Consider the following 23,347-nt stretch of genomic DNA (forward strand, 5'->3'; position numbering starts at 1 on the left):
CCCGCCGAACGACAGCACCTCCCGACCCAATAGGCGCAGGGGGTCGAAGGGGCGCAGCCCCCAGGGATGGGACGGGTAGGGGCGGCGGGGGCGAAAGAAAGTTCCCTCATACCCCGGACGGCTGTGCCGCCCGGGATCGTTCGCGGACTCGGGTCGCGTCTCTGTGGCCCAGTTGGTCCAGGAGTTCCAGGGCCTCCCGCCAGCAGGCCGCCGCCGCCTCGCGGGTGCCGAGGGACAGATGGGACTCCGCCAAGTGGTCCAGGGTCTCCGCGATCTCGGCCAGGTCGCCCCGCTCCCGGCGCAGCCGCAGGGAGTGCGTGTAGCAGGTGATCGCCTCCTGGTGGGCGCCCAGATGGTGGTGGGCGTAGGCCAACGTGTCCCAGGTGGCACCCTCGCCGTCACGGTCGCCCAGCTCCTGGAGGATCCGCAGGGACTGCACGGAGTGTTCGACGGCCTGCCGGTGCTCGCCGAGGTTGGTCAGGTGCCACCCGATCTGGTTCAGGACCCGGCCCTCGCCGATACGGTGTCCGGCGGCCCGGAACAGACCCAGCGCCTGCCGGACGAGGTCCAGCGCCTCCGCGTGCGGGTCACGGACCCCCGGCACCGTCCTCATCCGGCCGAGCACCGTACTCATGTTGCGCAGCGCCTGCGCCTGCACGACCGGATCGCCGAGTTCCCGGCCGAGCCCCAGCGAGCGGCGCAGATGGACGAGGGCGTCCTGGTGGCGGCCCTGCCGGGAACGGACCCGGGCGAGGTTGCGACGGGTGCGGGCCTCGCCGACGGTGTCGCCGGAGCGTCTGGTCGCGTCCAGCGCCTGCTGGTGCGTGGCGACCCACTCCGGCCAGTGACCGGTGAGGTCGAAGAAGGCGACCATCGTCCAGGCCAGTTGCCAGGCGTGGGTCTCGAAGCCCGCCCTGGCCGCCCCGCGTACCGCCGCCGTCAGGTTGGGGAGTTCGGCGGTGAACCAGGCCAACGCGCGCGTGAGGCTGGTCAGTTGCTCCGGCGCGGAGTCCGGCAGGGGAACTGTCGGCGGGATCGGGTCGCGGTACCAGCTGAGGCTCTCGGACGCCGTGGCCGCCGTATGGAGGTAGTGGTCGAGGAGGCGGTGGAGCGCCGCACGTCTGGCGGGTTCCGGGTCGTGCTCGTGGGTCAGTTCGGTGGCGTAGGCGCGGAGCAGGTCGTGGAGGGTGTAGCGGCCCGGCGCGTGCTGGTCGATCAGGTGCGCCCGGGTGAGTTCGGCCAGGTGCGGGCGTACCTGCTCGGGTCTCAGACCGGTCAGGCCGGCCGCGGCCGGGGCGGTGATGTCGGGGCCGGGGTGCAGGCCGAGGAGGCGGAAGAAGCGGGCGGCCGCGGGGCTCAGGCGGTGGTACGACCAGGAGAAGACGGCCCGTACGTCCGTCGCGGGGTCGTCGTCGGTGAAGGGGTCGAGGCCGGCGCCGGCGCCCGTGGCGCGCAGTTCGCCGGCGAACCGCGTCAGCCGGAAGTGCGGGTCGGTGGCCGCGCGGGCGGCCACGATCGACAGGGCGAGGGGGAGGCGGGCGCAGCGGTTGATGATCTCCGTGACCGCCTGGGGGTCCTCGGCCAGGCGGGTGGGGCCGAGCCGGTGGGCGAGCAGTTCCCTGGCCTCGGTCATGGTCAGGAGGTCGACGCGGAGCGGGTGGGCGCCGTCGGAGGCGACGAGGCCGGTGAGCTGGTTGCGGCTGGTGATCAGGGCGAGACAGCCGGGGGCGCCGGGCAGCAGGGGTCTGACCTGTTCGGCGTCGCGGGCGTTGTCCAGCAGGACGAGCACCCGTTTGCCCGCGCACAGGCTCCGGTAGAGGCCGACCTGCGCCTCGGCGCCCGCCGGGACGCGCTCGGCGGGTACCTCGAAGGCGTCCAGGAACACCCGTACCGCCTGCGCCGAGGTCATCACCGCCCCGCTCGGATGGAACCCGCGCAGGTTGACGTACAGCTGCCCGTCGGGGAAGCGGGCGGCCACGCGTGACGCCCAGTGCACGGCGAGGGCCGTCTTGCCGACGCCCGCGGTGCCCGCGATGGCGGAGATGACGACGGCGCCGGTGGTGGGGAGTTGATCCGCCTCGCCGTCCAACAGAGCGTCGAGCGCGCCGAGTTGTTCGGTTCGCCCGCTGAAACCCGGGTGGGCGGGCGGAAGCTGGGCCGGAGCGGACGTCGCTTCCGAGTACGACGGGTACGACGGCTGCGGCGGGCGGGGGGCGTGCGGGAGGCCTGTCGCCGCCTGCCGGAACTCATCGAGTCCCGTCCCCGTCAGGGCCAGCGCGTCGGCCAGCCGCCGTACGGTGGCCGGCCTCGGGCGTTCGATACGGCCCGTCTCGACATGGCAGATCGTGCGCACGCTGACGCCCGACCGCTCGGCCAACTCCTCCTGCGTGAGCCCCAGTCGGCGCCGGTGGTCACGCAGCACCTCGCCCAGCATCGGCAACCCCCCTGGCCCCTGCCTCTGGTCGCCCCAACTGTCCCACCGATGCGCGCCGTTGAGGTGAGAGAACATCCGGTCAGTTGCGGGTCAGTTGCGTGCGGCTTTCCTGGCTGGGGCGGTCCACCGCTGCGACCGTTTGAGGCGTTCCAGGAATTCAGAGGACGCAACGACGAATCGAAAAGTCGTGGTCCGCAATGAAAGGCAGGAACCCATGAAGATGAACCGCACGACCAAGCGCGGCCTCCTGGTCGCCGGCGCCGCGTGCGCGTCCCTGGCATTGATGTCCGAAAGCGCCTCGGCGACCACGGTCATCTCTCTCTCCGGACGGGGCTATGGCCAGGTCAACACCGGAGGAGCGTACGTGTACGCGTGCGACACCAACGCCGACAACTGGGGGGTGCGCACGCAGTACTACACCAGCAACGGTGTCACCGACATCGTGGGAGATGCCAACGGCAGCTCCAGCGGCTGCGGCGGCGAGTCGCCGACGGGTGGCGGCTACATCACCAGCGCACGAGTCTGCGCCGGCGTAAACGGCGCCAACACCAGCTGCACATCCTGGTACTCCTACCCTTGGTGACCGGGCCGTAGGCAACGGCGTGGCTTCTGCCTCTCGCCCGCACCACCTCACGCCCGCGGATACCGCGTGAGCCACCCCGGAGAGGACCCCGCCGGACCGTGCAGGGCCGGCCCCTGGGTCATCTCCATCGCGAAGTCGTCCGCGAGGACCAGCATCGTCGGGCGGCCCTCCAGCTCCGCCAGCCAGGCGGGCGGCAGGGCCGTCTCGCCGTGCAGGGCGCCCAGCAGTCCGCCGGTCAGGGCGCCCGTCACGGCCGACTGACCGCTGTGGTTGACCGAGAGGGCGAGGCCGTGGCGGACGTCCTCGCCGACGAGCGCGCAGTACACCGCCACAGACAGGAGGCCCTCCGCCGTGCCGGCGCCGGCCAGGTCGTCAACCCGCGCGGGGGTCGGGATGCCCTGGCGTACGGCGCCCAGGGCACGCTGGAGGGCCTCCGCCACCGGTTGGTGGCCTGGTCTGGCCGACAGCAGGGCCAGGGCCCGCTGGACCGCCGCGTCCATGCCCTCGCCGCGCGCCAGACCGTGCACGATCACGGCGTACGCGCCCGCCGCCAGGTAGCCGATCGGGTGGCCGTGGGTCTGCGCGGCGCACTCCACCGCCAGCTGCATCACGAGCTGCGGCTCCCAGCCGACCAGGAGCCCGAACGGGCCCGATCTGGCCGCCGCCTCCGCGCCCGCCTCGCCGGGGTTCTTGGGCGCGTCCAGGGTGCCCATCGTCTCGTCGCCGAGGCCGAGGAGGCAGGCGAGGGACGGGTCGCGGCGGGCGTACAGCCACTCCTCGTGGGCCAGCCAGCCGTCCTCCTTGCGGCGCTCGTCGGGGCCCCAGTCGCTCTGGGTGGCCGCCCAGCGGCGGTAGGCGCGGTGCAGGTCGGTCGGCGGGTGCCATGCGCCGGTGTCGCGGCGCACCTGGGCGCGGATCAGGCCGTCCAGGGTGAAGAGGGTGAGCTGGGTGAGGTCGGTGATCGCGCCGCGTCTGCCGTACGTGAAGGCGAGATCGGCGAGGCCCTCCGCGCCGTACGCCTCGTGGATGGAGTCGAGGGTGAGCCCGTCGAGCGGGGTGCCCAGGGCGTCGCCGAGGGCCGCGCCGAGCAGGGTGCCGCGCACCCGGCTGCGGAAGTCCTGCTGTTCCGAGCGGCCCCAGATGGCGCCGGACGCGGCACCGGTCATGCCCCCGGATGTCATCACGCCCACCTCGGGCCTCCCTCACAGCACGTTCGTACGATCGACAGCTCAGCACTGTAATCGACCGGGAACGGTCTGTTCAGGGGCCTGATTGGTATGCGGAATGTGACATGAGTGGGCATGAGAGCGCACTAGTGATCCCGACTGATCACCAATTCGACAGCCGTTCGACAGCCCCCACACCCTCCCCGCAAATCCTCCCTATCTGCTTCACGTCGCCCTCACTCCGCATATCGCCTCCTGATCCTCTCCCCCGCCCTCCGGACCCGTTCCAGCCGTACGGCGATCCGCTCGCCGTCCGCCGCCGGTACGCCCGGTGCCGCCGCCAGCTCGCCCAGCAGGTCGGCCAGCCATGCCACGTCGGCCCACTCCCGCCTCCCCGTGAGCAGAGTGGCGAGGCGTTCGTCCAGGTCGGCCCAGTCGCCGAGGCCCGCCGCGATCACCGCGTGCAGGAAGTCGGAGGCGCCCTCGGTCAGGTCCCAGCCGGAGGCCAGCCGGTGCGCCTCGCGCCAGACCGGGCGGGCGGCCTCCTGGCCCCGCTCCCCGCCGACCGCGAGGGCCAGACAGAAGGCGCCGCCGGCCTCGTGCAGGGCGCGCATCCGGTCCGCCGTCTCCCGAGCCGCCGCCCACTCCCCCGCCTTGCGCTGGGTGCGGGCCAGCTCCTCAAGACCGGCCGGCTCCACCAGGCCGTGCCGCGCGGCCTCCGCGAGCGCCACCGCCGCGTCCTGCGGGCGCCCGTCCAGGAGGTGGATCTGCGCGAGGGTGTGGTGCGCCCAGGCCAGGTCGTCGCCGATCACCAGGAAGCGGGCGAGGTCGGTACGGGCGTCCTCGGGACGGCCCACCGCCAGCAGGGTCATGATCCGGCGCATCAGATGCCAGGCCCCGTCCGGATCGAGCGCGACCGCCATGTCCAGATCCGCCAACGCCTCGCCGTACAGCCGCAGTTCGTGCAGTACGGCGCCCCGGCAGCCGATCGCCCACACGCTGTCCGGGGCGAGTGCGAGCGCCCGGTCCAGGTCGGCGCGCGCCTCCTCGAAGCGGCCCAGACAGCGCAGCGCCTCGCCCCGGTTCCACAGGGCCCACGCGCTCTCCGGCTCCAACTCCACTGCCCTGTCGGCGTCTTCGTACGAGGCCTCGTAGCCGTCGACCCGCCGGTGCACCACCGACCGCTGCACCAGCGCCCACGCGTACGACGGATACAAGTTCAGCGCTCTGTCCAGGTCCGTCAACGCCCCCTCGTTGAGGCCGAGTCGGCTGCGGGAGACACCCCGGCTGGCGTACGCCGACGCGTAGGCGGGGTCGAGTTCGAGGGCGCGGTCGTAGTCGGCGAGGGCGTCGGCGTCGCGGTCGGCGACCCGGAGCGCGTCACCGCGCTCGCAGGCGACCCAGGCCAGCTCGGGGCCGAGGGCCACCGCCCGGTCCAGATCGGCGAGTTGACCGTCCCGGTCCCCGCGCGAGCGGTGCACCCGGGCCCGCCGGACCAGCGCCCACACATGCTCGGGGTCCAGTTCGAGGGCCCGGTCGAGGTCGGCGAGGGCGTGCTCGGTGTCGCCGGTGCCGTGCCGGGTGACCCCGCGGGAGGCCCAGGCGCCGGCCAGATCGGGGCCGAGGACGACCGCCCGGTCCAGGTCCCGGACGGCTTCCTCGTGGTGGCCGAGGATGCGGTGGTAGTCGCCGCGTACGAAGAGGATGCGGGCGGTGTCGGGGGCGAGTTCGTCGGCCAGGTCGAGGTCGGCGATGGCGGCGGCGTAGTCGCGCTGTTCGGCGCGGGTGACGCCCCGGCCGTAGTAGGCGCGCTCCAGTCCGGGATCGAGGGCGACGGCCTGTTCGTACTCGCCGAGGGCCTTCTCGTACTCCCGGCCCATTCGCAGTTCGCGCCCGCGCAGCATGCGTGCGACGGCCTGCCCGGACGCGTCGAGGCCGCCCCGGTTCAGCAGCAGCGCGAGCGCGCCGAGGACTCCGTAGCCGCCTCCGACGCCGTCGTCGCCGCCGACAGCTCCGGAGGCGCTCGCTCTGACATCCCGGCGGCGTGCCCCGCCTTCCCTGCCTTCCCCGCCCGCCCCACCCGCCTCGTTCGCGGAGAGGACGGCGAGCAGATCGCGCCCCCAACGGCCCACCGTCGGCGCCTCGTTGTCGTCGCCCGCCTCGACCAGCACGTGCGCCCAGCGCCGGGCGACCACCTCCCCGTGGTCGCAGGCGTCGACGACGTCCCGCAGGACGACGGGCAGCGCGGTGCGCGGGGATGCGCACAGCAGGTGGTACGACTCCGCGAGCCGCAGCTCCCGCCACTCCTCCGTCGCCCACAACTCGTCGGCGGGGAGCGGCACTTCGGCCTCGGCGCGCCAGCGGGCGAAGGTGTCGGCGAGACCGGTGTGCTGCTCGGCCCAGCGGCGCGGGGAGCGGCGGCGCTGGAGTCGGAGCATGGGCGCCCGGACGACGTCGTGGTACTGGATCCGGTCCCCCCGGTCGCTCACGAACGGCAGCGACCTCAACCACCCGAAGAGCAGGTCGAGTTCGGTCTCGTCGCCCGGCTGCACAGGGGCCGGGAGGGCGGCCCGGAAGATGTCCGCGTCCAGGCGGCGGGGCAGCGCGCAGGCGAGGGCGGCGGCCTGGCGCACCGGGTCGGTCTCCCACTTCAGGAACCGGCCGACGGCGGTCGCACTGGGATCACCGACGTCGTCCGGGTCGGCGGGGCGGGCCTCGGCGAGGGTCGACACCAGCACCGGCAGCCCGCCGGTGAGCCGCAGCACCTCCTCGACGACCGGCTCGGCCGTCACGCCCTTGTCGGCGAGCAGTCCGCGCGCCTCGGCCTCGGTGAACGGCCCGAGCGGCACCTCGGTGACGAAGTCGGCGAAGCCGCCCCAGCGTCCGGTGTCGAAGGGCCGCTGACCTGCGGTGACGAGAACGAGGTTGGAGGGGAAGGAGAGGTCGCCGTAGCGGTCGGTGGTCATGATGTCGTGCAGCCAGCCGTCGAGGAACGGCCCGGTGCGCTCGTACGTGTCGAGGAACAGGACGATCCAGGGCACGGCCGCGCAGATGCCGTCCAGCTCGGCGAGCAGCACCGGGGTGAGGACGCGCTCGGGCGCGAGGACGAGCTGGACGTCGTCCTGGTTGCGCAGCCGGGCGGCGATCCCGGCCCGCACCCGGTCGGCGCCCTGGGCGATCCGGTCGGCGTCGAGGGCACCGGCGAACGGCCCGACGACGGGGATGAGTCCGGCGCCGACGAGCCCCATCCGGGCGGCCGTCAGACTTCCGGCGGAGGGCCCTTCGGGCTGCGGTTCAAGGCTTTCGAGGCTGGCGACGGCGGACTCGGCCTCGTGTCGCCGCTCCCGGTGGGCCGCGAGCAGCCGCTCCAGCTCCTTGAACCGCCGCCCCTGGGCAGCAAATTGACGGCACATCACCGCGAGCGCCTCCGGCACACTGCCGACGCCCTCGTCGACGTACGCGGTGAGCGCGCCGCGTTCCTTGGCCTGCTGCTCCAACTCCCGTACGAGGAAGGTCTTTCCGACTCCGGCGTTGCCGTGCACATGGAAGCGGAAACGGTGGCGTTCGTCGTCCGGCGGCAGCTCGAAGTTGGCCCGGAACGCGGCCCGTTCGGCACCCCGGCCGACGAAACCGGCGCGTCTGCGCTGCTCGATCAGCTGCCGCATCGACGGCCGCGAGGCCTGAGCCATCCGTGGGTCCCCTCGTATCGGTACTGTCTGTTGGCGCGTACACCAGTCTGGCCCAACTCCCGGACGGTGAACGGAAGGTCAACCGGGGAGGGAACGGGGAGACGGCGTGCGGGCCGATCCATAGAGTTGCCTCATGACCACAACAGGTACCCCCCACCCCACCCGTACCTCCGCCTCCACCCACACCGCGCTCACCCTCGCCTCGACCCTGCTGACGGCGACGGTCGCGCTCTACATAGCCCTGGTGGCGCTCGGGAACATCACCGACTTCGACTCGAACCAGCAGTTCGTGCGCCATGTCCTCGCGATGGACACCACGTTCAAGGACGACGACCTGATGTGGAGAGCCATCACGTCGAAGGGCCTCGCGGACACGGCGTACGTGGCGATCATCGCGTGGGAGACGGTCGCCGCGCTCGTCCTGATCGCCGGTACGTGGTTCTGGGTCCGCCGCGACCTCGAACAGGCGCGGCGCGTCTCGACGTACGGCCTGCTGATGCTGATGCTGCTGTTCGGCGCCGGTTTCATCGCGATCGGCGGCGAGTGGTTCGCGATGTGGCAGTCGGGCGACTGGAACGGGCTGGACGCGGCGACGCGGGTGTTCCTGCTGAGCGGGCTGGTGCTGCTGGTGATCCATCTGCCGGTGGGTACGCCCCGGACGGCTGACGAGGATTCGAAGGAGTCCTAGGGAGCGGCGCCGCTCACTGGACGACCGTCACCGCGGTCCCCGCGTCCCCGAAGGCCCACAGGGCGGTGCCGTCCGCCTTGGACATGCGGATGCCGCCCGTCTGGACGCCGGACACGGGCTGCGGTGAGGCGCCGTCGACGGCGTTGGAGAAGGCGATCGAGAGCCCGGAGCTGGTGGCGAAGAACATGACGTGCTCGATGGCGACGCCGTCGGAGCCGGTGCGGGCCTCGTCCCGCTGCCCCACGGAGTACGTCCCCGGCTCCGGGCTCACCGAGCCCGGCCACACCACGAACGTACGCCGGGTCTGCTCGCTCGCGTCGATCAGCCAGACGCGCTTCTGCCCGAGCGAGTAGACGACCCGCCGCCCGGTCCCCGACCCGTCCGGCACAGCCACCTCGGCGGCCTGGCTGGGCTTGGCGGAGGGCTGCGCCGAGGCGGACGCGCTGGGCCTGGCGGCGGCGGTGGCGTGGGGCTGCGGACCCTGTTCGGCCTTGACGGCCAGTACGGCGACGACGGCGACCGCGCCCACGGTCAGACCGGTGACCCAGACCGATGAGGGAAGCCGTCGGGCAGCCACGGTCACGCATCTCCTCAGCTACGGAACCCGCCGCCGGGTACTCCGCCGGGGGTCGGATCATCGTACTCCGACGCGGGGTCCGTCCCCGGCCGGAAGGGTGCCGGGGACGGGTGGCCGAGAGAGTGGGGTCGGGCGTCAGTCCTGGTGGACGACGTTGCGGCCGGGGCCGCCGCTGAGGGCGTCCTTCCCGGGGCCGCCGTACAGCTTGTCGTTGCCGCTGTTGCCCTGGATGGTGTCGTTGCCGCTGTTGCCGTACAGGATGTCGTTGCCCGGGCTGCCGTAGATCAGGTCGTTGCCGGTGCCGCCGCGGACCGTGTCGTTGCCGTTGCCGCCAGTCAGGGTCTGCCGGCCCGCGCCTCCGTAGAGGAGGTCGTTGCCGGTGCCGCCGTCCACGCGGCTTCCCTCACCGTCGGCCTGGATCGTGTCGTTGCCGTCCTGGCCCCAGGCGCGCCCCTTGCCGTGCACGGTGATGTTGTCGTTGCCGGGGCCGCCGTAGACCAGGTTGGCGTCGAGGTCGCCGGTGTGGGTCGACGTGTCCTTTCCGGCGCCCAGGTCGATCATCGCCGGGTAGCTGTACAGACTGGGGCGGTCGTCGTAGGTGACGTCGTCGTTGCCGTCGCCGAGTTTCATGGTCAGTGCTACGTGCTCCTGGGCGTCATCCCCGAGGTACAGCTCGCAGGAGATTTTGGTGCGGTCCGCGGGGTCGGGGTGGCTGCAGAAGTCCCCCGGGCCGTCGATCGGGACCACGTCGTCGATGGAGTAGAAGAAGACGACTGACATGCCGCCGTCGCTCACCACACTGACCTTCACCTTGTTGGCCTGGCCCTGCGCCGCCGTGTAGATCAAGGACCGGCCGTCAGGAGCTTTCGTCACGCTGGCCGCCGGTTCCGCAGCACCGGCGGTGGCGGGCAGGGCGACCAGGGCGGTCAGTCCGGTGGTGACGGCCAGGGCGAGGGCTGAGGCGGTGCGGAGCACCTTGCGGCTTATGGAACGAGAGGGCATTGCACAACCTTCATGAGGAACAGGCGAATTGCAAGACGCCTAGGTGACTCGCGACGAGCACGGAGGGTTGTGCGCAAAGAATCCTCACAGCGTTGCCGGAGTGATTGACGAGCAGGGTGGTGCGATCTACCTTCTGATCGACTTTCCGAACCGCGTTCGAAATCTCGACCAATAGCCGGCGCCAATTAACCAGCCTGGCTACGTACTTCAAGTCCCCGCACCCGCTTGGAGACAAAGATGAGCGCAAGACCCCAGCCGTCCCGCCGTCTCTTCCTCGGCATGGCAGCAACAACCCCCCTGGCCATGTCCGGCGTGCTGACCCTGGGCTCCGGCACGGCCCACGCGGCCGACTCGGCGTACGTGATGTGCTACTTCACCGAGTCGACGAGCCTCGGCCTGGGCACGGACTACGGCCTCCACCTGGCCGTCAGCACAGATTCACTGAACTGGACACCGCTGAACCAGAACGACCCCGTGGCCACCCCCACCGCGGGCGCACTCGGCCTGCGGGACCCGTTCCTCATGCGGAAGCAGGACGGCACGTTCGTCGTCATCGCGACCGACCTCAAGGGCACGGACTGGTCGTACAACAGCCAGTACATCCACGTCTGGGACTCGGCCGACCTGCGCACCTTCACCGGCTACCGCCGCCTGAAACTGCACGACATGACGACCCACAGCTGGGCACCCGAGGCGTTCTGGGACGCGGGGCGGGGTCAGTACGCGGTGATCTACTCGTCGGTCAACTCCAGCGGCCACAACGTGATCATGGTGAACTACACGAGCGACTTCGTGACGGCGTCGGCACCGCAGGTGTTCTTCGACCCGGGCTACGACGTGATCGACGGCAACATGGCGGTAGGGGTCAACGGCTACTCCTACCTGTTCTACAAGAAGAACCAGACGCTGGTCTCGGCCCGCTCGACGTCCCTCAACCCGGGCAGCTTCACGGAGTACAGCGCGGGGGTGGCGCACGGGGGTACGGAGGCGCCGACGGTCTTCAAGTCACTGACGTCGAGCACGTGGTACCTGTGGGGCGACACGTACACGCCGAACGGCGTCTTCTACGCGTGGCAGTCGTCCGACCTGGCGTCGGGCACCTGGACGGCACTGGACCAGAAGACGTACACCCAGCCGGTCAACTCCAAGCACTGCGGCATCGCGACGATCACGACGACCGAGTACAACAACCTGCTGACGAAGTGGGGCTCCCCGGCCTGGAACCGCCTCAAGTCGTACAACTACCCGGCGCGTTACGTCCGCCACGCCGGCTTCGTGGGCCGCATCGACGAGTACCCCTTCGACCTGTACACCGACTCGGAGTGGAAGCTCGTCCCCGGCCTGGCCGACAGCACGGGCGTCTCGTTCCAGTCGGTCAACTACCCGACGCGCTATCTGCGGCACTACAACTACGCCCTCCAACTCGACGTGAACGACGGCACGTCGACGTTCGCGGGGGACGCGACGTTCTATCGGACGGCGGGGTTGGCGGACAGTACGTGGTCGTCGTTCCGGTCGTACAACAACCCGACGCGGTACATACGGCACTCGAATTACGTACTGCGGATCGATCCCATCTCTACGGCTACTGAGCGGCAGGACGCCACGTTTCGCGTGGGGTACTGAGGCTGGGGCTGTTGCCGGGCCTGCCGCGCGTCAGCGTTTGGTGGTGTGGTCCAGGATCGCGGCGGCGAGGGGCGCGTGCACCGCACGTGGGAGTGCGTGCCCCATGCCGGGGATGTCGACGACGCGTGCGCCCTGGATCGCCTGGGTGAGGTGGCGGGGATGCGGCGGCGGGAAGACCGGTTCGGCGGGAGCGGAGATGACGAGGGTGGGCACCGCGGTCCGGGCGAGCTGCTCGGTGCGGTCCAGGTCGGAGGCGTCGGCGCGGGCATGCGCGGTGCTGGTGGCGTAGTGCCCGGTGTGCGCGATGACCTTCCGCTCCAGGGCGCGGGCGTACTCGGCGTCGAAGGGGAGCTGATCCCCGCCCAGTACCCGCCAGTGCTCGACCCGCCGTTCCAACTCTGCTTCCAGGCCGAGGTCCGCCACCGGGCGGGACCACATCTCCAGCAGGCGGGGGGTGATCCCCGGGAGTTCCTCGGGCGGGGTCAGGGTTCCGTCCGGCTGAACGTACGGGACGGTGCTGAGCGCGCCCGTGCCGATCAGGGTCGCGCTGAGCAACCGGTCGGGATGGTCGGCGACGAGGAGTTGCGCGAGCATGCCGCCCATTGACATACCCACAACGTGGGCGCGTCGGACGTCGAGGGCGTCCAGCACGGCGAGGGCGTCCTCCGCGAGTTCGCTGAGGGGATAGGGCCGCTGGTCGAAGGCCCAGGTGGAGCGCCCGGTGTCGCGGTGGTCGTAGCGGATCACGCGATGGCGCGAGGTGAGCATGTCCACCAGTTCGTCCGGCCAGCCCAGGCCGGATGCCTGCGCACCCATGATCAGCAGCAACGGAGACGCGGCGGCGGCACCACGGTCTTCCCCCCAGAGGCGTACACCGGGTGCGGCGTCGACGAAGTGTTCCATGATGCCCCTCCTGCAGGAGACTACAGCAAGACGAGACGTATCGTATCGCTAAATGCATGCCTGCGTGCCCTCGCGCCTGCTGCACCGCGCCGCAGATGGCTACCTGGCCGTCCCCGGCTGAGCCAGGCGGCCAGGCGGCAGTCGAGTCTCCGCCCGCGACCGTCGATACCGTCCCCGCCGCTGCCGCTAGCGTCGGTCGCCCCAGCCGACGATCCCCCAGGACCCATGAGCGAACAACCCGCACAGCCCGTCATCGACACCCACGTCATCCTCCGCGACGGCGGCATGATCCTCATGTCGCAGCGCGGCAGCCCCTACGGCCGCCACCGGTGGCACATGCCCTCGGGCAAGCTCGACGAGGGTGAGCCCTTGAGTGTCGGCGCCGCCCGGGAGTTGTTCGAGGAGACGGGCGTGACCGTCGACCCCGCCCACCTTCGCCTCGTACACGTCGTGCATCACCATCAGGACGGGGAGGGCGAGCGGATCGGCTTCTTCTTCGAGGCCACGGAGTGGGAGGGAGCGCCCCGCAACCGGGAACCCGAGAAGTGTCTCGCCCTCGAATGGTTCAGCGTGCACGATCTGCCCGACGACATCATCGAGTATCCCGAAGCCGGCCTGCTCGGCTACCTGAACGGCGTCAACCGCCTTACCGAGCACGGCTGGGGGTAGGTGTCGGGGCAGGCGGCTCCGCTCCCGGGCCATGGCCGAGACATCGGCGGATGCCGCCCGCAGGTCAGATCTGGTTCTCGCCGCCGTCGACGTACAAGTTGGCCCCGAGGACGTAGCTGCTCTGCTCGGAGGCCAGGAAGGCCACCACCGCGGCGACTTCCTCCGGCCGCCCCATCCGGCCCATCGCCACGCCCGCGGCGAGACTCACCTTGGCGTCGGCCGCCTTCTCCTCGCCGAAGACGGTCGTGATTCCGGGAGTGTCGATCGGGCCCGGTGAGACCGCGTTGACCCGGATGCCACGGCCCTTTAGTTCATTGGCCCAGGTCCGCGCGTAGGACCGGACGGCGGCCTTCGACGCCGCGTACGCGCCGAACGCCTCCGAGCCGTTGTCGGCGGCGGTGGAGGCGTTCAGGATCACCGAGGCGCCGTCGTTGAGCAGTGGCAGCGCCTTCTGCACGGTGAACAGGGTGCCCCGCACGTTGACGCCGAAGATCTGGTCGACGTGGTCCTCGGTGGTCTGTTCCAGACTCGCGAACGAGAAGCTCGCCGCGTTCGCGAAGACCACGTCCAGACCCCGGCCCCGGGCGCGGACCGCGTCGTACAGCCGGTCCAGGTCCGCCAGGTCCGAGATGTCACCCGCCACCGCGGTGGCCCGTGCCGAGCCGATGGTCGCGACGGCCGCGTCCAGCTCGGTCTTGCGCCGACCGGTGACGAACACGTGTGCGCCCTCGGCCGCCAGCCGTAATGCGGTGGCCAGGCCGATCCCGGTGCCGCCACCGGTGACGACGGCGGTCTTGCCCTCAAGCTGTCCCATGCTGCCCATGCCAATGACCTCCCCAAAGTTCAGTACCGATCGGTACTGATTGTCGACGAATGAGACCGTAGCACCTTCGGGCCAACTTTCGCACCGACCAGTACAGAAGAGGTAGGATCGACCGCATGGAGAACCAGCGGAAGGCGCCGATCGGTCGGCCCAGGGGCTTCGACGCCGACGAAGCCCTCGAACGCGCCGTGCACGTCTTCTGGGAACAGGGCTACGAAGGCGCCAGCCTCACCGACCTGACCAACGCCATGGGCATCACCCGCACCAGCATGTACGCGGCCTTCGGCAACAAGGAGGAACTGTTCCGCAAGGCGCTGGACCGCTACACCGAGGGCCCCGCCTCGTACGCGGCCCGCGCCCTGCAAGAGGCGACCGCCCGGGAGGTGGCGACGGCCTTCCTGAACGGCTCCGTCCGGGCCAGCACCCGCCCCGGCTGCCCCACCGGGTGCCTCGGTGTCCAGGGCGCCCTCGCGGTCGGCGAACCGGGACGCGGCGCCCGCGACACCCTCAGCGCCTGGCGCGACGAGGCCGTCTCCTGCCTCCGGCACCGGTTCCAACAGGCCGTCGACGAAGGCGACCTGCCCCCGGACACCGATCCCGGACTGCTCGCCCGTTACCTCATGACCGTGGGGAACGGCATCGCCGTCCAAGCCGCCGGCGGCGCCGGCCGCGACGACCTCCAGCGGGTGGCCGACATGGCCCTGCGGAACTGGCCGCCCGCCTGAACCAGCCACCAGGACCGACATCCATCGGCGGACAAGCGGATAATCGGTTGCCTGTTGGCGATGGTGGTCGATGCAATGACCGGCATGGTCACCCCGGCTCGCCCGAACGCGCCCTCAGCCGCCGCAGAGCGGACCGACGGATCACCCGTCCGTATCGGCGCTCTCGCTCCACTGACCCGGCCCGGCTGGGTCGAAGCCGGTCAACACCTGCTCTCCGGGCTGGAGTTGGGCGTTCGTGACGTCAATGACGTCGGCGGGATCGCCGGACGGCCGCTCGAACTCGTGGTCCGGGACACCGCGGCCGATCCGCAGCGGGCCGCCGCTGCCGTGGACGAGCTGGCTCGGCTGGGCGTCGCCGCCCTCGCCGGCGAGTATCACAGCGTCGTCGCCCGCGCCGCTGCCGCCAGGGCCGACGCCCTCGGCCTGCCGTACCTCTGCTCCTCGGCCGTACTCGACGCGCTCACCGATCAGCCGACGGAATGGGTCGCGCGGCTCTCCCCGCCGCAGTCCCGTGGGTGGCAGGTCTACTCCGATTTTCTCCTCGGCGCGGGGCATCGCCGTATCGCCGTGGCGGTCCAGCCGAGTGTGTACTGGGCCTCCGGGACGCGCATCCTGCGGGACCACCTCGCTCCACGCGGCGGCAGCGTCGTCGAAATCGACATGAGCGCGCTCACGCCTGCGGACGTGTGCGACGAACTGCTTCGCAGTCGTGCGACAGCCCTTCTGCTGCTCGTCGGGCACCCGGAGCCCGCCGTGCCGATCGTCCAGGCCGTCCGCCGCGACCAGCGTCTCGCCGGGATCCTGATCGGTGCACCGGCCGGGCAGCCGGAGTTCGCCGAATGGGCGGCGCTGCTGGGCGAGGACGGCGCCGGGGTGCCGTTCCTGCGCTACCTGCCCGAGACCCTCACCCCACTCGGTGCACGAGTCGAGAAGGTCCTGCGCGAGCGGCTGGGCTCCGCTCCCTCCTTCGTCGCCTTCGAGGGCTACGACAGCATCGCCGTCCTCACCGATCTGTTCCGTTCTCACGGCACGGACCGGGCGGCGTCCTGGGCGAGCGTCGCGGTCGAGGGCACCCGCGGGCGGATCCAGTTCTCCCGTACGCCGGGCAGCAGCGTGTGGCAGTGGGACCGGCCGCCCGTCCAAGTCGTCGATCGGGAGGCGGCTAAGCCCGATGAACCCGCTCGTTTTCGCATCCTGCATGCCGGATGAGACAGCCAGGCACTGGAGACTCCCCCTGAAAACCCCTAAAGCCCCTTGTTAAGGTGCGCCGATGTCATCGATCAGGAAGATCCAAGTCACCTTCGACTGCGCGGAGCCCGAGCGCGTCGCCCGCTTCTGGTGCGAGGTGTTGGGGTACGTCGTACCGCCGGCCCCTGAGGGGTTTGCGACTTGGGCCGATTACGAGCACTCCCTGCCGCCCGAGCAACAGGGTGCGGGGTTCGTCTGCAGTGATCCCACGGGCGTCGGCCCGCGCCTGTATTTCCAGCGCGTCCCCGAGGGCAAGGTCGTCAAGAACCGGGTGCATCTCGACGTGCGGGTCGGCACCGGGCTCGTCGGTGAAGAGCGGCTCGCCGCACTCGAAGCCGAGTGTGCGCGGCTGATCCCCCTCGGGGCGACACGTGAGCGACTGCTGCTCGCCGACGAGTACAACGAGTCGTGCCTCGTGATGCTCGACGTCGAGGGCAACGAGTTCTGCCTCGACTGAGACCCACCTGCCCCACCTGCCCCACCTGCCCCACGCACATCGGCCCCGGCGTTTCGGCCATTCCCGGACCCGGGGTCGATCCGTGTCCCCCAAGGGTCGATGCATCGTCCACTCGGCGTGCGTCGCGCGATCGTACGGAATCCGCTCCGTCTCAAATACGTGTGTTCGATATCGCGGTGACCCTCGTTGACCCGTGCGTCGTCAGTTCGTTCGCAACGACCGTGCAGGGGAGCGCAGTTGACATCCGTTGACACCGAGAACACACGCCCCGAAGACACCCGACCCGAAATTCCCCCGCCGCCACCCGCGGAGATCGTCTACAGCGGCGAGCACTCGATCAACCCGCTGGGCAACGTGTCCTTCCGGCAGCTGTGCGCCAAGTTGCCGTCCGTGCTGCGGGGCATCGCGCGGATGGCCTGGCAGCTCGACCGGACCGCCGTGGTCCTGCTCCTGGCCTGCCAGGTGGTCACCGGCGTGGCCGCGGCGGTTCTCCTGGCCGCCACCGGTCGTGCCATGCAGCCGATCCTCAGCGGCGGCGCCGTTTCGGACCGGCTCCACCAGGCCCTGCCCGCCCTGCTCGTGGTGGCGGGTGCCGCCGCCTGCGGACGGGTCGCCGGCGCTGTGGCCTCGTACGCCGACCGGAGGATCACACCGCCGCTCACGACACGTGCCGACACCGCCCTGGTCGAGGCGGTCTGCCGGGTCGAGGCCGCCGCGTACGCGCAGGACGGCTTCGCCGACCGGCAGGAAGCGGCGGAGATGGGGGTGGTGCGTACGCACGTCATGGTCAATGACGCCCAGCGGTTCATGTCGGCCCTGATCAGGATGGTCGCGGCCAGCGGAGTGCTGTCGGTGCTGCATCCACTGCTGGTGCCACTGCTCGTCCTGGCCGTGCTGCCCGCGGGCGTCGGCGCCGTGCTCTCCGCCCGCGTCGACTACGAGATGCACTACGCGAACGTCGCCGACCGCAACGTCCGTCACATGATGCGCTGGTGGGCCACGACGCCCAAGCACGGTGACGAGGTCCGCGCCAACGGGATGACCGGCTACCTGCTGTTCTGGTACCGCGCGCTGTCCGAACGTATCGACCGACGGCTACGGGCCGTCGCCCCGCGCACCCTGGGCATCGCGCTGGTGTCCTCCCTTGTCGGCGGGCTCTTCCTCGTGCTGACCTGGGCAGCGCTCGCCTGGCTGGCCGTGACGGGGAGGATCGACCTCGCTGTCGCCGCCCTGGCCGTCGTCGCCGTGCAGACCACCCTGGCCGCGCTGTCCCAGGTCGTCATCAACGGCGCCGCCCTCTTCCACACCAGCCTCTACCTGACCGACATGCAGGCCTTCCTCGACGACGCGGCCCAACGCGCCCCCCAGCGCGGCGAGTTGGGAGTCGGCCTCCCGGTCGAGGAGATCCGTCTCGACGAGGCGGTGTACCAGTACCCGGGCAAGGAGCGCCCGGCCGTCGACGGGGTCTCACTCACCTTCCGCCGGGGCGAGATCGTCGCCATCGTCGGCGAGAACGGCTCGGGCAAGTCGACGCTGCTCCGTCTGATCACCGGGATCTACCTGGCGGACAAGGGGAAGGTGACCTGGAACGGGGCGGATCTGGCAGCGGTGGATCAGGATGCGGTGTGGGCCTGCACCGGACTGGTCCCGCAGCTCTTCGCGCAGTGGCCGTTGCGCGTACGGGAGAACGTGACCCTCGGCCAGCCCCGCTCCGCGGACGACGCTCCCGTGTGGGAAGCCGTCGACGCCGTGGGCATGCGCGAAGCCGTCGAGGATCTCCCGAACGGGATGGAGACCCTGCTCGCCCGCGAGGTGTTCGGCGGCGCGGAGCTGTCCGGCGGTCAGTGGCAGCGGCTGGCCTGCTCGCGGGCCCTGTACCGCCTGCCGCAACTCCTGATCCTGGACGAGCCGACCTCGCAGATGGACCCGCGCGGTGAGCACAAGATCTTCGAGGAGATCAAGCGCGTCGCCGCCGACCGCATCACCATCGTCGTGACCCACCAGCTGGAGAACACGAGGATCGCCGACCGCGTGGTCGTGATGGAACACGGACGGGTGACCGAACAGGGCGAGTACGAGGATCTCGTCCACGCCGACGGTCTCTTCGCGGAACTCCTGCGCCTCGCCAAGGACCGGTAGGCCTCACCAAGGAACGGTAGGAGGACCGGTAGGAGGAACGGTTCCCGCCCTCGGCCGGAGCATGGTCATCAGGACACCTTGGCCGAGGGCGCGTCCGGAAGTTGCTCGCGCAGGCGCTGCGCCTCCTCGAACAGGGCGTTCGTGCGGTTGGCCAGCACGCCGCCCAGCAGCAGCTCCGGGGTGTAGAGGGACCGTGCGGCGGCGGCCACCTCCCTTGCGGTCAGGGCGATCTGGCTGATGTCGGTGCGGCGGATCTCGTCGATCGAGCTGGCCCAGACGACGCGTCGCAGATTCGCCCACGCCATCGCGCTCATGCACATCGAGCAGGGCTCACCGGTGGTGTAGAGGGTGGTGTCGGCCCAGCCCTGGTTGCCGTTCCGGCGTACGTAGTCGTTCATGGCGACCACCTCGCCGTGGAACATCGGGTTGTCCGCCCCGGTGTTGACCCCGCTCCCCAGCACCTCGCCGCTGCGGGTGCCGACGATCACCGCGCCGAACGGCCAATAGGGGTTCTTCCGGGCCTGCTCGATGGCCAGCCGCATGTACCGCTCATGCGTGAACCGCTCATCCGGGCGGACCTGGCTCTCCGGAACCTCGGAGCGAGCTACCTCGGGGCGCGGAAGCGCGAACGGCACCGCGGCCACCCCCGCCGCCGCACTTCCCCACCGACCCAGGAACCGACGCCTGCTCGAGTCCACACGCTTCTCCTCGCCCGATGCCGATGATGTCGGCTGATGCCGATGATGCCGACCGCCCCGCACGGCAGCCGAGTCAACACAGTCATCACAGACGGTCCCCCGTCGCGCCCGGACTCACACGCTCCCTCACTCCAACACAGGCAACAGCTCCGGCAGATGCCCGTCCGAAACAGCCGCCGCCTGCTGCCGCTCCTCCGAGACCTCCCCGTACAGGGTGGTCCGGGGCCGAGCAGGCCGCCCCGCCGCCTCCGCCACCCCGATCAGGTCCTTCACCGACTTGTACGAGCCGTACGACGACCCCGCCATCCGCGAAATGGTCTCCTCCATCAGCGTGCCGCCCAGGTCGTTCGCGCCCGAGCGGAGCATCTCCGCCGCGCCCTCGGTCCCCAACTTCACCCAGCTCGTCTGGATGTTGGGGATGTGCGTGTGCAGGAGCAGGCGGGCCATCGCGATGACCGCCCGGTTGTCGCGCATCGTCGGGCCGGGGCGGGCGATGCCGGCCAGGTACACCGGCGCGTTGGTGTGGATGAAGGGGAGCGTGACGAACTCCGTGAAGCCGCCCGTCTGTTGCTGGATACGGGCCAGCGTGCGGAAGTGGCCCAGCCAGTGGCGGGGCTGGTCCACATGGCCGTACATCATCGTCGAGGACGAGCGGATGCCCAGCTCGTGTGCCGTCGTGACGACCTCGATCCACGTCGCCGTCGGCAGCTTGCCCTTGGTCAGGACCCAGCGGACCTCGTCATCGAGGATCTCCGCCGCCGTGCCGGGGATCGTGTCGAGGCCCGCTTCCTTCGCGGCCGTCAGCCACTCGCGGATCGACATCCCGGTACGGGTCGCGCCGTTCACCACCTCCATGGGTGAGAACGCGTGTACATGCATCCCGGGCACCTTCTCCTTCACCGCGCGCGCGATGTCGAAGTACGCCGTGCCGGGCAGGTCGGGGTGGATGCCGCCCTGCATACAGACCTCAACTGCCCCCACGTCCCAGGCCTGTTGGGCGCGGTCCGCCACCTGGTCCAGCGACAGCGTGTACGCGTCGGCGTCCGTGCGGCGCTGGGCGAAGGCGCAGAAACGGCAGCCGGTGTAGCAGACGTTGGTGAAGTTGATGTTCCGCGTGACGATGTACGTGACGTCGTCCCCGACGGCCGACTTCCGTACGTCGTCGGCGACTTGGCACAGTGCGTCCAGCGCAGGGCCGTCCGCGTGGAAGAGGGCCAGTGCCTCGTCGTCGGTCAGGCGCGTGGGGTCGTCGGCCGCCGTCGCCAGCGCCGACCGTACGTCCGTGTCGATGCGCTCCGGTACCATCCCGGGCGCCGCCGCCTCCCGCAGGGCGCCCCAGTCGCCGTACACCTCGTCGAAGTCGTCGCGCCGGTCGGACGTACGGCCGTCGGTGTCGATCGTGGAGTGGAGATCCGTACGGCCCGACGCCACGAACACCTCCTCCGGCTCCTGCCACGGGTGGCCCTCGACGACCGCGTCCTCGCGCGCGAGGCCCGTCTCCGGGTCGGCCAGTGCCCGTACGTGCGGGAGGAGGCGCGGATCCAGCCACGGCTCGCCCCGCTGCACGAACTCCGGGTACACGCAGAGGCGTTCGCGCAGTTCGAAGCCGACTGCCGCTGATTTGGCGGCCAGTTCCTCGATCTGGGGCCAGGGGCGTTCCGGGTTGACGTGATCGATGGTGAGCGGGGAGACGCCGCCCCAGTCGTCGATACCGGCGGCGATCAGGCGCTCGTACTCGGAGTCGACCAGGTTGGGCGGGGCCTGCAAACACGCGCTCGGGCCCAGCAACAGCCTCGCCACCGCCACCGTCGCGACCAGCTCGTCCAGTTCCGCGTCCGGCATGCCGCGCATCGCGGTGTCCGGCTTGGCGCGGAAGTTCTGGATGATCAGTTCCTGGATGGAGTGGTAGGCCCTCGACACCTTCCGCAGCGCGAAGAGCGACTCCGCGCGCTCCTCGTACGTCTCGCCGATGCCGATCAGGATCCCGCTGGTGAAGGGGACGGACGAACGGCCCGCGTCCTCCAACACCCTTAGCCGTACGGCGGGTTCCTTGTCCGGGGAGCCGTAGTGCGGGCCGCCCGGCTCGGACCAGAGGCGGGTCGCCGTCGTCTCCAGCATCATGCCCATCGACGGGGCGACGGGCTTCAGACGCTGGAAGTCGGTCCAGGACATCACCCCGGGGTTGAGGTGGGGCAGCAGGCCCGTCTCCTCCAGGATGCGGATCGAGATGGCGCGGACGTACGCGATCGTGTCGTCGTAGCCGTGCGCGTCGAGCCACTCGCGCGCCTCCGGCCAGCGGTCCTCGGGCTTGTCGCCGAGGGTGATCAGGGCTTCCTTGCAGCCGAGGGCGGCGCCGCGACGGGCCACGTCCAGGACCTCGTCGGGGGACATGAACATGCCGTGCCCGGCCCGGCGGAGCTTGCCGGGCACGGTCACGAAGGTGCAGTAGTGGCACTTGTCACGGCAGAGGCGGGTGAGGGGGATGAAGACGCTCTTCGAGTACGTGATGACGCCGGGGCGGCCCGCCGCCTCCAGGCCGGCGTTCCGGACGCGGGCCGCGGACGCGGTGAGGTCGTCGAGGGCCTCGCCGCGGGCCTGGAGCAGCACGGCCGCCTCGTTGACGTCGAGGGCGACGCCGTCACGGGCGCGTTTCAGGGCGCGACGCATGGAGTTCTCGGTCGGGCCGGTGGCGCCGGGGCGCTCGGTGGGGCCGGTTCCGGAGGTCTCGGGAGTCGTCATCCTTCGAGCATACGATCGATGTGATCAGGTCTTGCAGGGACCGCCCTGTCCGTTCGGGCGGCCGAACGTTACAGGGCGGCACTGGCGACACGGGGCGGCACGGGCAGCCATGGCCCGCCGAGCCACAGATCCCGCTGAGCTACAGATACGGGGCGTACGCGTCCAGCAGGCTCAGCGCCTCCGCCTCGCCGACCGGCGGCAGCTGTACCACGGCCTCCTCGATCCCGAGGTCGGCGTAGTGCGCGAGCTTGCCCGGGGTCGGCTGGATGGCGTACGGGACGACCTGGAGGGCGGCCGGGTCGCGGCCCGCGTCGGCCCACACCGACCGCAGTACGGGCAGCGACTCGGTCAGGCCGCGCCCGCCGATCGGCAGCCAGCCGTCGGCGTACTCGCTGATGTGCGCGAACAGTTTCGGCCCCGCCGAGCCACCGATCAGGGTGCGTGGTCCGACGACCGGCCCGCGCGGCTTCTGCACCGGCTTCGGGTACGCCGTACTCGCCCGCACACTCCCGAACTCGCCCTCGTACGCGGTCGGTTCGTCCGACCACAGGGCGCGCATCAGCGCCATCCGGTCCCGGATCAGCGCGCGCCGCGTACGCCATTCCACCCCGTGGTCGGCGGCTTCCTCGACGTTCCAGCCGTAGCCGAGGCCGAGGGTGAAGCGCCCGCCGGACAGATGATCCAGGGTCGCGATCTGCTTGGCGAGGTCGATCGGGTCGTGCTGGGCGACGAGCGTGATGCCCGTGCCGAGGGCGAGCCGCTCGGTGACGGCGGCGGCCTGGCCGAGCGCGACGAAGGGGTCGAGCGTACGGCCGTACTCGGGCGGCAGGTCGCCGCCCGCCGGGTACGGGGTGGTTCGCTCGACCGGGATGTGCGTGTGCTCGGGCAGGTACAGCCCGGCGAACCCGCGCTGTTCCAGCTCACGGGCGAGGCGGGTCGGGGTGATCGTCTCGTCGGTGAGGAAGATCGTGACGGCTAGGCGCATGTCCATATCTGTACCGGGCGGCACGCCGTCTGTCCATACCGACCAGTCGGCATTGCCCGGCGGCGGGGGTTCGGGACGGATGTGCGCTGCGCGCTCGAAAGATGGCGATTCCCCTGTCTTGTACGGGCGTTCACTCCCGGACCCGAGAGTGGCTATGAAGGTGCTACACGCCACCACTGCGTCACCCACGTCACAT

At 70.7% G+C, this 23,347-nt stretch carries 18 protein-coding genes; 8 read left to right on the forward strand and 10 right to left on the reverse strand.

Features of this window, described 5'->3' with window-relative positions; translation table 11 throughout:
* Positions 1–106: 106 nt before the first annotated feature.
* Positions 107–2,509: an ATP-binding protein gene (locus ACWCRB_RS24090; RefSeq protein ID WP_450998004.1), complete on the reverse strand. Its 2,403-nt coding sequence runs from the start codon at positions 2,507–2,509 to the stop codon at positions 107–109.
* Positions 2,510–2,654: 145 nt separating this feature from the next.
* Between ACWCRB_RS24090 and ACWCRB_RS24095 the strand changes: the two genes are divergently transcribed.
* Positions 2,655–3,017 carry a hypothetical protein gene (locus tag ACWCRB_RS24095; RefSeq protein WP_450998005.1) on the forward strand — a complete coding sequence of 121 codons (363 nt, stop codon included), beginning with the start codon at positions 2,655–2,657 and terminating at the stop codon, positions 3,015–3,017.
* A gap of 47 nt (positions 3,018–3,064) precedes the next feature.
* Here the strand turns inward: ACWCRB_RS24095 and ACWCRB_RS24100 are convergent, their stop codons facing one another.
* Both ACWCRB_RS24100 and ACWCRB_RS24105 read right to left on the reverse strand, forming a co-directional pair.
* Positions 3,065–4,198, reverse strand: coding sequence for an ADP-ribosylglycohydrolase family protein (locus ACWCRB_RS24100; protein WP_450998006.1), 1,134 nt, complete (start codon positions 4,196–4,198; stop codon positions 3,065–3,067).
* 221 nt (positions 4,199–4,419) lie between these two features.
* Positions 4,420–7,872 (reverse strand): tetratricopeptide repeat protein, encoded by a 3,453-nt coding sequence (locus ACWCRB_RS24105; protein WP_450998007.1) that lies wholly within the window; start codon positions 7,870–7,872, stop codon positions 4,420–4,422.
* A gap of 133 nt (positions 7,873–8,005) precedes the next feature.
* Here ACWCRB_RS24105 and ACWCRB_RS24110 point away from each other — a divergent pair, with 133 nt between their 5' ends.
* Positions 8,006–8,560, forward strand: a complete 555-nt coding sequence (locus tag ACWCRB_RS24110; RefSeq protein WP_450998008.1) for a DUF2165 domain-containing protein — start codon at positions 8,006–8,008, stop codon at positions 8,558–8,560.
* Between the two features lie 13 nt (positions 8,561–8,573).
* Here the strand turns inward: ACWCRB_RS24110 and ACWCRB_RS24115 are convergent, their stop codons facing one another.
* Both ACWCRB_RS24115 and ACWCRB_RS24120 read right to left on the reverse strand, forming a co-directional pair.
* Positions 8,574–9,143 carry a hypothetical protein gene (locus ACWCRB_RS24115; protein ID WP_450998009.1) on the reverse strand — a complete coding sequence of 190 codons (570 nt, stop codon included), beginning with the start codon at positions 9,141–9,143 and terminating at the stop codon, positions 8,574–8,576.
* A gap of 129 nt (positions 9,144–9,272) precedes the next feature.
* Positions 9,273–10,139, reverse strand: coding sequence for a calcium-binding protein (locus ACWCRB_RS24120; RefSeq protein ID WP_450998010.1), 867 nt, complete (start codon positions 10,137–10,139; stop codon positions 9,273–9,275).
* 237 nt (positions 10,140–10,376) lie between these two features.
* Between ACWCRB_RS24120 and ACWCRB_RS24125 the strand changes: the two genes are divergently transcribed.
* On the forward strand, positions 10,377–11,765 hold the full coding sequence (locus ACWCRB_RS24125) for a glycoside hydrolase family 43 protein (RefSeq protein ID WP_450998011.1): 1,389 nt from the start codon (positions 10,377–10,379) through the stop codon (positions 11,763–11,765).
* A 30-nt stretch (positions 11,766–11,795) separates the two neighbouring features.
* Here the strand turns inward: ACWCRB_RS24125 and ACWCRB_RS24130 are convergent, their stop codons facing one another.
* Positions 11,796–12,668: an alpha/beta fold hydrolase gene (locus tag ACWCRB_RS24130; RefSeq protein ID WP_450998012.1), complete on the reverse strand. Its 873-nt coding sequence runs from the start codon at positions 12,666–12,668 to the stop codon at positions 11,796–11,798.
* 225 nt (positions 12,669–12,893) lie between these two features.
* On the opposite strand from ACWCRB_RS24130, the gene ACWCRB_RS24135 reads away from it, so the two are divergent.
* Positions 12,894–13,337 (forward strand): NUDIX hydrolase, encoded by a 444-nt coding sequence (locus ACWCRB_RS24135; RefSeq protein WP_450998013.1) that lies wholly within the window; start codon positions 12,894–12,896, stop codon positions 13,335–13,337.
* 64 nt (positions 13,338–13,401) lie between these two features.
* Here ACWCRB_RS24135 and ACWCRB_RS24140 read toward each other — a convergent pair whose 3' ends face one another.
* Complete coding sequence (locus tag ACWCRB_RS24140) at positions 13,402–14,151, reverse strand: SDR family NAD(P)-dependent oxidoreductase (RefSeq protein ID WP_450998045.1); 750 nt, start codon at positions 14,149–14,151, stop codon at positions 13,402–13,404.
* Positions 14,152–14,276: 125 nt separating this feature from the next.
* On the opposite strand from ACWCRB_RS24140, the gene ACWCRB_RS24145 reads away from it, so the two are divergent.
* The 4 genes from ACWCRB_RS24145 to ACWCRB_RS24160 all read left to right on the forward strand — a co-directional run bounded on the left by ACWCRB_RS24145 (position 14,277) and on the right by ACWCRB_RS24160 (position 18,729).
* The gene (locus tag ACWCRB_RS24145; protein WP_450998014.1) at positions 14,277–14,885 is read left to right on the forward strand and encodes a TetR/AcrR family transcriptional regulator; all 609 of its coding nucleotides are present in this window, start codon (positions 14,277–14,279) and stop codon (positions 14,883–14,885) included.
* 84 nt (positions 14,886–14,969) lie between these two features.
* Positions 14,970–16,094, forward strand: coding sequence for an ABC transporter substrate-binding protein (locus tag ACWCRB_RS24150; protein WP_450998046.1), 1,125 nt, complete (start codon positions 14,970–14,972; stop codon positions 16,092–16,094).
* Between the two features lie 61 nt (positions 16,095–16,155).
* On the forward strand, positions 16,156–16,590 hold the full coding sequence (locus tag ACWCRB_RS24155; protein ID WP_450998015.1) for a VOC family protein: 435 nt from the start codon (positions 16,156–16,158) through the stop codon (positions 16,588–16,590).
* Between the two features lie 237 nt (positions 16,591–16,827).
* Entirely contained in the window at positions 16,828–18,729 is a 1,902-nt protein-coding gene (locus ACWCRB_RS24160) for an ATP-binding cassette domain-containing protein (RefSeq protein WP_450998016.1), read from the forward strand.
* Positions 18,730–18,797: 68 nt separating this feature from the next.
* Here the strand turns inward: ACWCRB_RS24160 and ACWCRB_RS24165 are convergent, their stop codons facing one another.
* From ACWCRB_RS24165 to ACWCRB_RS24175, 3 genes are all read right to left on the reverse strand, one after another.
* Positions 18,798–19,427 (reverse strand): nucleoside deaminase, encoded by a 630-nt coding sequence (locus ACWCRB_RS24165; protein WP_450998017.1) that lies wholly within the window; start codon positions 19,425–19,427, stop codon positions 18,798–18,800.
* A 126-nt stretch (positions 19,428–19,553) separates the two neighbouring features.
* Positions 19,554–22,166 (reverse strand): bifunctional FO biosynthesis protein CofGH, encoded by a 2,613-nt coding sequence (locus tag ACWCRB_RS24170; RefSeq protein ID WP_450998018.1) that lies wholly within the window; start codon positions 22,164–22,166, stop codon positions 19,554–19,556.
* A gap of 139 nt (positions 22,167–22,305) precedes the next feature.
* Positions 22,306–23,151 carry an LLM class F420-dependent oxidoreductase gene (locus tag ACWCRB_RS24175; RefSeq protein WP_450998019.1) on the reverse strand — a complete coding sequence of 282 codons (846 nt, stop codon included), beginning with the start codon at positions 23,149–23,151 and terminating at the stop codon, positions 22,306–22,308.
* Between the last annotated feature and the right edge of the window lie 196 nt (positions 23,152–23,347).

The sequence above is a fragment of the Streptomyces sp. NPDC002156 genome, assembly GCF_053593675.1.

Bases quoted from the DNA above. Each gene is read 5' to 3' on its own strand.
- ACWCRB_RS24100 (WP_450998006.1), bottom strand. From the start codon at position 4,198: ATGACATCCGGGGGCATGACCGGTGCCGCGTCCGGCGCCATCTGGGGC.
- ACWCRB_RS24110 (WP_450998008.1), top strand. From the start codon at position 8,006: ATGACCACAACAGGTACCCCCCACCCCACCCGTACCTCCGCCTCCACC.
- ACWCRB_RS24155 (WP_450998015.1), top strand. From the start codon at position 16,156: ATGTCATCGATCAGGAAGATCCAAGTCACCTTCGACTGCGCGGAGCCC.
- ACWCRB_RS24145 (WP_450998014.1), top strand. From the start codon at position 14,277: ATGGAGAACCAGCGGAAGGCGCCGATCGGTCGGCCCAGGGGCTTCGAC.
- ACWCRB_RS24170 (WP_450998018.1), bottom strand. From the start codon at position 22,166: ATGACGACTCCCGAGACCTCCGGAACCGGCCCCACCGAGCGCCCCGGC.
- ACWCRB_RS24175 (WP_450998019.1), bottom strand. From the start codon at position 23,151: ATGCGCCTAGCCGTCACGATCTTCCTCACCGACGAGACGATCACCCCG.
- ACWCRB_RS24090 (WP_450998004.1), bottom strand. From the start codon at position 2,509: ATGTTCTCTCACCTCAACGGCGCGCATCGGTGGGACAGTTGGGGCGAC.
- ACWCRB_RS24120 (WP_450998010.1), bottom strand. From the start codon at position 10,139: ATGCCCTCTCGTTCCATAAGCCGCAAGGTGCTCCGCACCGCCTCAGCC.
- ACWCRB_RS24095 (WP_450998005.1), top strand. From the start codon at position 2,655: ATGAACCGCACGACCAAGCGCGGCCTCCTGGTCGCCGGCGCCGCGTGC.
- ACWCRB_RS24140 (WP_450998045.1), bottom strand. From the start codon at position 14,151: ATGGGACAGCTTGAGGGCAAGACCGCCGTCGTCACCGGTGGCGGCACC.
- ACWCRB_RS24135 (WP_450998013.1), top strand. From the start codon at position 12,894: ATGAGCGAACAACCCGCACAGCCCGTCATCGACACCCACGTCATCCTC.
- ACWCRB_RS24125 (WP_450998011.1), top strand. From the start codon at position 10,377: ATGAGCGCAAGACCCCAGCCGTCCCGCCGTCTCTTCCTCGGCATGGCA.
- ACWCRB_RS24105 (WP_450998007.1), bottom strand. From the start codon at position 7,872: ATGGCTCAGGCCTCGCGGCCGTCGATGCGGCAGCTGATCGAGCAGCGC.
- ACWCRB_RS24130 (WP_450998012.1), bottom strand. From the start codon at position 12,668: ATGGAACACTTCGTCGACGCCGCACCCGGTGTACGCCTCTGGGGGGAA.
- ACWCRB_RS24150 (WP_450998046.1), top strand. From the start codon at position 14,970: ATGGTCACCCCGGCTCGCCCGAACGCGCCCTCAGCCGCCGCAGAGCGG.